This is a genomic window from Mesorhizobium sp. M0208 (assembly GCF_040322015.1).
Lineage (GTDB): Bacteria > Pseudomonadota > Alphaproteobacteria > Rhizobiales > Rhizobiaceae > Mesorhizobium.
The window spans coordinates 126,123-135,048 of the sequence record NZ_JAMYSP010000017.1; the positions used below are offsets into that span (position 1 = coordinate 126,123).

The following is an 8,926-nucleotide window of genomic DNA, read 5'->3' on the forward strand; positions in this document are numbered from 1 at the left end:
GCGAGATGACCATTTGTCCGGCGTGTGGCAGTGTATCAACCGCAAAATTGTTCGAAGTGACAGCAGACGAGGCCTCTCGACATTTCATCAATCCGCGTCAGGACCCCGATCGCTCCCGAAAGTTAACAAGCCACCTGTCGGATCTCTGGGGCCGTAACACTTGCGACATTCGCAAATGCGCAGATTGTGGATTCGGTTTCGCAGATCCGTTCGTCGCCGGCGGCTTTGAGTTTTATAACTTAGCCTGGGCGTACCCTTCTTATCCAACTATGAAATGGGAATATGCAAGAACAATCGAAGAGCTCGCGGGCCTGAATACTGGCGGAAAGACTGCTCTCGAAGTGGGATCGGGGTTTGGGTATTTTCTCGACCGCATCAAGAATAAATTCTTCCATACTTCGGATATTTCTGCCGTCGACTACAACGAAACGGCGCGATCAGTACTGGCGTCAAAAGGCTTCAAGACATTTGCAAATGACTTTCGAGATGGCAGCTTCAATCCCATGAAAGAGGCGTTCGATTTTATTTTCATGTTTCAGGTCTTCGAGCATATGGACCAAGTGGATGAGGTCTTTGCTCGCTTAAAATATCTTCTGAAGGCGGAAGGATCTGTTTTCATTGCCGTGCCAAATGAAAACAGAACGTACTATATGGAGTCTCACGGTTCGCTCGTAGACATGCCACCAAACCACATTGGCCGATGGACGAAAGGAGCCTTCGATGCCATATGTCGGCGGCACGGCTTGCAATTGAGCAAATGCGAGCGCGAGCCGTTCAATCTCGCCAAATTCCTGAAGCAAGACATCGTCCACAGCTTTTTGCGAAAGGGCCAAAAACCAGGTAGTCTGAGTGAGTTCGTTCGGGCCCTGCCGCGAAGCAAAGCGCAACGAATGGCGCAAGGTTTGACCGCCCTTGCGATTTCACCGTCACGCTTGCCGGCATGGGCATACGCCATCAGGAACGCATCTACGATGGGCGGGAGCGCACTCTGGGCGAAAATCGACAAAGTCTCGTCACCTGCGCCACGGATTCATCGCCAAGCCAAGCAGTAATGAGCGGTGCCACGCCGCTTGCAGCGGGAAGGTGATTTTGACACCACCAGGCTGCTGGACCTGCCAAGCAGACGAAGGATGGCATCAGGGGCGTCGCCTCAGGCGTTGCTCCCGAAATTCATGAATGCCCGTCCGGCGGCTCCTGGCCAGTAGGTTCCGTTGTGACACCTCGGCCCCACGCTCCGGACGGATCTCTCCGCGGCAACCCCGGCTACGGGCGAATGGCCCGCGCCGGCAGCCGATCGGCGCGGCGCCTAAAACGGGGATTTTCAACGGGCGGTGGTGGGAAGTAGGCAACAGTAAAAGCCGAGCTCGTCATGCTCCCTCCAGCAAGAGATCAGCGCTGTCCCCAAACCGGTAACCCGCGTGCTTCCTGAGATTAACCTTCGTGAGAACGCTTGCGACGGGAACCGAAGCTGGCGTATCGCCCGCAAGCAAGTCTAGGACGCCTCGCGCGATGCTGCGTCGCGTTTTCGCCCAGCGAATGGCGAAAAGAACCACGTCACCCCAGCCTGTCAGGAGTCTGGCCTCTGGTCCCTCAAGCCCCAGCGGCCCATTTATGATGACCACCCGATAGACCGAGTGCAGTTCATCTTTGAAAGGGGAGCCATCGACACTGGACAGTAAGGGCAGCAGATCCTCCGACGGTGCGAGCGCCATGAAATCGATTCCGATTGCCGACATTCCAGCTATCGCATCACGCAGCGCACAACGGTCATTGATATAGTCTCCAAAAAAATTGTGCGGCTTACGTGCGCTGAATTCCTTCACAAACTCGCCTGTAAGGCGGCGGTCCGTGCGGTCCAGATCAATAAAGAGTACTCGCCCTCCAAGTCTTGTGGCCGCCAAGGCCATGCTCCATGCGAGCTCGGTCTTGCCATCATCCTCACTGCAGGATGTTATCAAGATTATGTTCGAGCAATCCCTCGCCCGCTGGGGCGCTGCAGCGACAAGCAGGGCCGTCACGGCGCGGCTGTATCTTGACTCCTGCTGACCTGAAACCAGCTGCTGCAGTCGCCTCGCGTGCGTTGTGGCAGCCTGGGGTATCAGCCCGAGGCACGGAACTTTGAGCGCGGCTTCAGCTTCGGCCTCTCCGTGCAAGGTGCTATCGAAGCGTTGGCGGACAAGTATGAAGATCCCCCCAATCAGGCCAAACACAACCATGCCGGGCGGAATAAGAAATATTGGCGACAGAGTCGTTGGATTGCTAGGAGGCCACGCCGCTGAGAGAAGCCTGACTCCGGGGGATGGACTTGCGATACGCCGCATCAAGTCTTGTTGCCGGGTCAAAAGGTCGTTGTAGCGCTGCGTCAGGATGCCGACCTGGGGCTCGAGAGCGCGCAATCCGGAAAGCCGGCCGGCTGTATCGGCCACAACCGCATCCAGGACGTCCTTACGCTTTTGCAGCACCGCTATTTGGGAGCGATAGATGTTCGTCTCGGCAGCGACGCGGGCGATTTCTTGTTCGATCTCACGATCGATCGCATTTGTGACATCCTCATCTGTTGTGCCGTTGGCCTGGCGTGCCAAGAGATCGGCCAGCACGGGTGATCCGATGGTTTCGGCTACCGCGGCAACCGACGCGCCCCCCTTTCGCAAGTCCTGAATGTGTTGAAGTCGAGATTCCGATGCGGAGAGATCGGCTTTCGACAAGGAGATTTGCTGGGTGAGTTCGACTATCTCCTTGGCGGCATTATCCGCTGCACCTTGGTCGATCGCGCCATGGCTCAGCCGATACCTCTCAAGACGATCGGTCGCTTCTGCGAGACTGTTCTGTGTAGCTGGAAGTCCGGCAACTATCGATTCAAGTTCCAGTCTGTCCGATGCTTGGCTTTTCCTTGCCAGATCGCCAATATACACTTGGACAAAGGTATTGGCGATCAAAGCAGCTCGCGCCGGATCGTGATCGGTGAAGCCGACACTGATGACCCTCGATCGCAGCTCCTGGCCGATCCTTATACCCTTACGGAGTATCTTGAGTTCAGCCGCATCTGGCTCCGCCGGAGTGCTTCGCGGCCAAATTTTGGCCAGCAGATCGGCTGTACCCGAGCGCAACTTCGGCGGCTCGACGCCCGCAGGGTCAGCAGCAGAATTTTCGGTAACAGCATCAACCTTTCTAGTATTGTTGAGAGCGTCCGTTTTGCGCAGCGCTGCCACCACGCTTCGCAGATGGCCTTGCGACGAGAGCATGGTGATGTGGTCGTCAATGCTGGAATCCAGCACATCTTGAGTAGAGACCGAGCCGCCGGCAGGGGCTGCTCTACTAGGTGCGTCGACGATTACCTGTGCGGTGGCTTCATACAGGGCAGGCCGTGCAAGACCCGCAAGCGCGGCTAATACACCGCCAGTGATGACCATGGCCAGCAGGAACCATTTTTTTCTTGAGAGGGTAATGAGGAGCTGATGGAATGGGGTTTGCGTGTCCATCTGTTCGCGTAAAGGCCGTTTCATGCGCGGAGCGATTTCGCGCGCAGGCACGTGCATTTCGTTAACGTGCGGAAGGTGGATGCGGCTAACTATGGACCCTTCCATCTTAATCTCCTGTAAGTTCGGGCACGCGAGAACCCGTTGCTGTGGGCGATGGCCGCCTTGCCTCGTTGTGCCAGGCCTGGAACATCAAAGCGGGCCACAATTCACGAGAATGGTCGTGCCTGCCGTCAACGTGATCGCGCCAGCACGCATCCACCTCTGCAAGGTCGAAAATCCCGTCTCCGGACAAACGCATATCGGCGACAAGGTCGTTTGCCCAACTCAGCAGCGGGCCTCTCAGCCAGACTGCTATAGGAACATCAAAACCTTGCTTCGGCCGCTCGATCAGCCGCTGCGGAACGTACCGGCGCAACAACTGACGAAGAATCCACTTGCCTTTGCCATTACGAACTTTCGTATTCGTCGGCAGGCGCCAGGCAAATTCGACAACCCGATGATCGAGCAGCGGGCATCGCCCCTCGAGGCTGTTGGCCATGCTGGCGCGGTCCAGCTTCACCAATATGTCCCCGGGGAGGTATCCAGCCATATCGTCATACAAAAGACGGGACAGCAGCCCATCAAGCCGGTGATCGACGTGAATTGATGAGGGTGGCTGGTGGAGGCTCAGGTTCTCGTTCGATGATCCCGTAAGTCGCCGATACAACTCGTCCTCGTTGGCTGCAGCAAGCAGCTGAGCTAGGCGATTCAGCCGATCCCCCCGAAGCGCATGCCGTGCACCCTCCGAAAGCGGCAGCTTGCCGACGAGATCGTGGCGGGCTGCACGGGCCAATAACCCAGTGCCTGCCGCGAGCGCCCGACGCAGTGCTGACGGCAGAATATGCTGTCGTCGCAGGCGGGCCGCCATGAAGTGGCGGGCGTAGCCGGCGAAGCATTCATCGCCACCGTCGCCCGACAGAGCCACCGTAACGTGCCGCCGGGCGAGCCGCGCCACCAGCAGAGTTGGTATCTGCGATTCGTCAGCGAATGGCTCGTCCCAGATCTGCGGCAGTTCTGGAATGACGTCGCGCGCTACGGCAGCCGAAAGGTGGAGTTCGGTATGGTCGGTCCCCAGATGGCGCGCGACTTCCGCAGCGTGGGGAGCCTCATCGAACCCGCCCTCTCCGAAAGCGATCGTGAACGTGCGCACGGGCTTTTCCGATTGAGCCTGCATAAGGGCCACAACCGTCGAGCTATCTATTCCGCCCGACAGGAAGGCCCCGAGCGGGACGTCAGCGATCATGCGCTCCCGAACGGCAAGTCGAAGCAGGCCGTCCAGTTCATTGGTGAGTTCCTCGTCGCTGCCGGCGACCTGTTCCGCCCGCCCTTTCGTGGCGGCTTCGGCCAGCGACCACCAGTGTCGAATGCGATGCGACAGAGAGGCGACACTGCGTTCCCCGGAGAACTCAGCGGCCGTTACCGACAGGACCGAACCCGGCGGCAGCTTGAACACGCCTCGCCAAATGCAGCTGTCATCCGGTACCCATCCCTTCGAAAGCATTGCCGCGGCCGCATCGATATCGAGCTCCTGGCAAAACCCTGGAAAACGGTTGATCGCCTTCAACTCGGAAGCAAAAACAAGTGCATCGCGTGTTGAGGCGATATAAAGCGGCTTTTTACCCATTCGGTCGCGGGCGAGATGGAGCGTCCTTGTCCTAAGGTCCCACAATCCTAAAGCGAACATGCCGGCGAAACGGGTGAGTGCTTTTTCGAGGCCCCAACTCTCAATTGCGGCGAGCATGACTTCGGTATCGCTGGCGCTCCGAAAATGATGGCCTGTACTCTCCAGCTCACGGCGCAAATCACGGAAATTGTATATTTCGCCGTTGAATGTAATGACATATCGGCCGCTTTCAGAATGCATCGGCTGACGGCCAGCCTCTGACAGGTCAACTATGGCCAGCCGCCTGTGGCCGAAGGCCACCCCCGATTCACAGTTTACCCAGAATGCCTCGCCATCCGGCCCGCGGTGACGAAGTGCGGCCGTCATCTGCTCTATTGCCCTGAGCGGCCTCGTGTCGGCTGAATCGGAGGCAAGAAGAATTCCGGCAATACCACACATACCATTACCCCGGATTGTTGGAGATTGCAGAAACTGCTTTCGGCGTACCGGCGACAAGGCAGATGGTTAGCGCAAACCATACGATCGGGTGGCGGATGATCAGATGCGGCATCCCGAAGATGATGATTGACACCACGAGCGCTAACAGCGCGTCGAGCTTCGCACGCCACACCGATATGATGGCGGCGCCGACTATCCAGACCAGCGCCAGAACCGCAATGAGACCACCTTGAGTGTACAGGTCGAGGATCGTGTTGTGAGCCTCGAAGGGCCGTTCCAGAAATTGCGAGTCGAACACTGATGGGCGCTCGAGATGCGGACCTGGACCAAGGCCCAGCGACCCGGATTCGGCGCCCTTCTCCAGCGCTTCGTTCCAGAGATGCACGCGGAGTGCGGCGGTTTCGGCAGTGGCCTCGCCGCCTTTGTCCTTGGTCAGGCCCTTGGCGAAATTTTCGAAGACGCTCGCCTCAGTTACGGCGTAAGGGGTTATCGCGATCGCCAACGGAAGGATACCGACAAGCAACAGGAGGACGGCTTGCCGTGAAAAGCTGACTCTGTTGCCACCGGTCTTGAGCCATGTCCTGATCCGCAGCCCGAGGAACGTCAGGCAGGTCAGGATGCTGGTGTACAGATAGGTATCGCTCTTTGTCAGCCTCCCGACATAGAAGGTCAGGAACAAGCTGGCGATCCCAAGAAACCTGCCCCATCGATTGCTGGTGGTGGTCGCAAGATGCAAGGCTAGCGGGCCAAAGATTGCGCAGTAAAGCGCGAGCTGGTTTGGATTATGCGACCAGCCACGGAAGCGGTCCCAGTACCAGGGATCGACGCCTGCTTGGGGGATCCAGCCCCAGCCCTGTCCCAGCTGAACGGCAAGCGCGATATTCGCGATGCCCACAACCCACCAGCCAGTACGACGCAGCCGGCGATCAGCGTCGGGTTCTGCAGCGGCAAGGCAGGTGATGCTGACCAACAGCAGGTAGGCCATCGTATCGTGCATCAGGCCCGTCAGATATAGAATTGTGGTCAGATAGCCGACGACGGTGCCGATCCCGAGAGCAAGCGCCATGATCGTCCAGAAGCTCACAAGGCGTGTCAGCGCCGGCCTTGTCTCCAGGTGGCCCCCGGCGAGTACGCGCCCAATCGACAGCATGATCCAAAGTACGATGAACAGTTCGCCAACCCCTAAGGGCGACCCTGGAATGTCGAGTTGCACCGCATAGGTCGTTGCGAGGCCGCAGGCCAGGATCGCGTCCCGGATCATCGGCGCCAGTCCAATCTGCTTCTCGCAGCACCCTCTCCAAACAAGATCGGAGACGCCGGTCGGGCGAGATCGCTGTAGGGTTTGGCGCCAAGGATATTTTTGTACAGATCGCAATATTGGGCCACCACCCGCGGCAGCGCGAACTGCTCCCGGACAAGTTCGACGGAACGACCGCCCATGACCTTTCCGCGACTGCGGTCGGAAAGGATGTCAACTATTCGAGATGCAAGACCATCGGCGTCGTGCGGTTGGACAAGATAGCCGTTCCATCCATCCTCGACCACTTCATTGCAGCCGGGCATGTTCGAGGCAACGATGGGCAAACCCGCCAGCCCTGCCTCGAGCAGGACGCGCGGGATTCCTTCCCGATATTGTGTGGGGAAGGCGAACACGTCGGCCATGCCAAGAAGGGCTGAAACATCGCGTCGTGGGCCAAGCGCGATAACATGAGGAGCGTGTCGATCGATTTCCGACTTGTCGACTGCAAATGGACCTTCGGACTCCCAAGGGCCGACAAGCACGAAACGAGCGTTAGGTCTTTTGGAAAGGACGCGGGGCACTGCTTGAAGCAGTATCGGGATGCCCTTCTGGCGGGTCAGCCGGCCCACAAAAATCACGATCTCCGCTGACTGGAGCCCTAATTCCTTGCGCATTTTCGTTGCCGGCGGAGCAAGATGCCTCGCCATGGCGAACGCATCGACGTCGATGCCAGAACTGCGGATCACTCTTCCGCTGCCGGGTTCAATTAATCGAAAGCGCTTGAAGAAGGCCTCATCGTCCCGGTTCTGAAACACCGTCGCTGCCGTCCAGAAGGAAGCAAGCCACTGCAGTCCGCAAAAGATTGGACGCAAGGCCAGAGCCCGCGGTTCCAGCGAGGAGAATGTCCAGCCGAGGCCGTTGATCGTGCGTACGACCGGAACTGTTCCGCGCAGCGAAAGGGGTGCCAGCAGGTTAGGCTTGGTGTCGAAACTTTGGACAATGTCAGGCCGGAGTTCCGCAACCAGTTTCCGAATCGCTCTTACGGCGGTCCACTCGCCACCGCCGCTGGCAAATCGGTCGAAACCGTAGCCGCGATGCGGAATGCCATGCCGCAAAAACGCAGCCTCATCGCCGGTCGAAACCGCTGTGACCCGGAAGCCGCTTTCGCGCAGCGACATTAGGAACGGAATTCTCAGGGCGTGATCTTCGCCTCCCACACAAACGAGATGCGGATTCATCCCGAAGCTCCCGTCCGTGCGCCGTGTTTCGGTCGCATGAAGTAACTACCTTTCGCATCTGCTTTCATGGTTCTGCTTCGTTACTTCTGTGCGCGTGAAAGGGTACGGTAGGAGGAGGCTTGCCTACTGTCCTCGTCTGTTTGAATGAGGTAAACCGCATTGGGATCACGGCCTTACGCATAGCGCGAAGCACCTCGACGGCATCTTGTGGATACGCCGATGAATTGTGCCTCGAACTCTGGCGAGTTCTGCCAAGCCGGACTCGTCACTGATAAGCCAACCGAAGAAAGCCCTTCCGACAGTCGTGCGCTGTACGGCTGCTCTACGCTGGGATTCCTAAGCTCCCTGTCCGGTCCGCGTGTTACCAGGCATGATGATCAGCCCTCTCACCCACAATCCCTGACGCGGCTTGCCTCCTTGCGACCAGCGGGCAAGCCGATTCGACCCCTCCGATGTCGAAAACCTGATCTGCCGACCGATATCCCGCGACGAGCGGGCAGACGCTTACGAATTGTCCACAACTAATTGGTTGCGGCAATGAGACTACGAAGGGCCTTGTCCCTTAGACTAAATGTTCTTCTGATCTGTAAATTTGCAGGTTAACAGCTAAATTAACAACTCAATACCGCAACATGCAGGCTAAATTTTTTAGACAATTAATCTATCGATTTTCAATTAAATTGGATTGATCTGCATAGCTATGCGAGCTTAACTTGATTGTATACTTGATATTTATTTAATACATCTATTGGGATTTCTCCCTCTGTGCAGCATTCCTACTGGCGATCAACCATTCTATCAGAGGCTGCAGGTATGTGATTTGGCGCTAATATACACCCTCTAGTAGGCAATCCCCGGGCGCTATCGA

5 protein-coding genes are annotated in these 8,926 nt (G+C 57.6%); 1 reads left to right on the forward strand and 4 read right to left on the reverse strand.

All coding sequences use genetic code 11. The features are described 5' to 3' along the window. Positions 1–5: 5 nt before the first annotated feature. Positions 6–1,052: a class I SAM-dependent methyltransferase gene (locus tag NKJ17_RS18690; protein ID WP_352507241.1), complete on the forward strand. Its 1,047-nt coding sequence runs from the start codon at positions 6–8 to the stop codon at positions 1,050–1,052. A 315-nt stretch (positions 1,053–1,367) separates the two neighbouring features. Here the strand turns inward: NKJ17_RS18690 and NKJ17_RS18695 are convergent, their stop codons facing one another. From NKJ17_RS18695 to NKJ17_RS18710, 4 genes are read right to left on the reverse strand one after another with little or no spacing between them, the layout of a single operon-like run. Further along, positions 1,368–3,584 carry a GumC family protein gene (locus tag NKJ17_RS18695; protein WP_352689628.1) on the reverse strand — a complete coding sequence of 739 codons (2,217 nt, stop codon included), beginning with the start codon at positions 3,582–3,584 and terminating at the stop codon, positions 1,368–1,370. Position 3,585: 1 nt separating this feature from the next. After that, positions 3,586–5,580 (reverse strand): asparagine synthase (glutamine-hydrolyzing), encoded by a 1,995-nt coding sequence (gene asnB, locus NKJ17_RS18700; protein ID WP_352507243.1) that lies wholly within the window; start codon positions 5,578–5,580, stop codon positions 3,586–3,588. A 4-nt stretch (positions 5,581–5,584) separates the two neighbouring features. After that, entirely contained in the window at positions 5,585–6,793 is a 1,209-nt protein-coding gene (locus NKJ17_RS18705) for an O-antigen ligase family protein (RefSeq protein ID WP_352507245.1), read from the reverse strand. Between the two features lie 44 nt (positions 6,794–6,837). Beyond that, entirely contained in the window at positions 6,838–8,058 is a 1,221-nt protein-coding gene (locus NKJ17_RS18710) for a glycosyltransferase family 4 protein (protein ID WP_352507247.1), read from the reverse strand. Between the last annotated feature and the right edge of the window lie 868 nt (positions 8,059–8,926).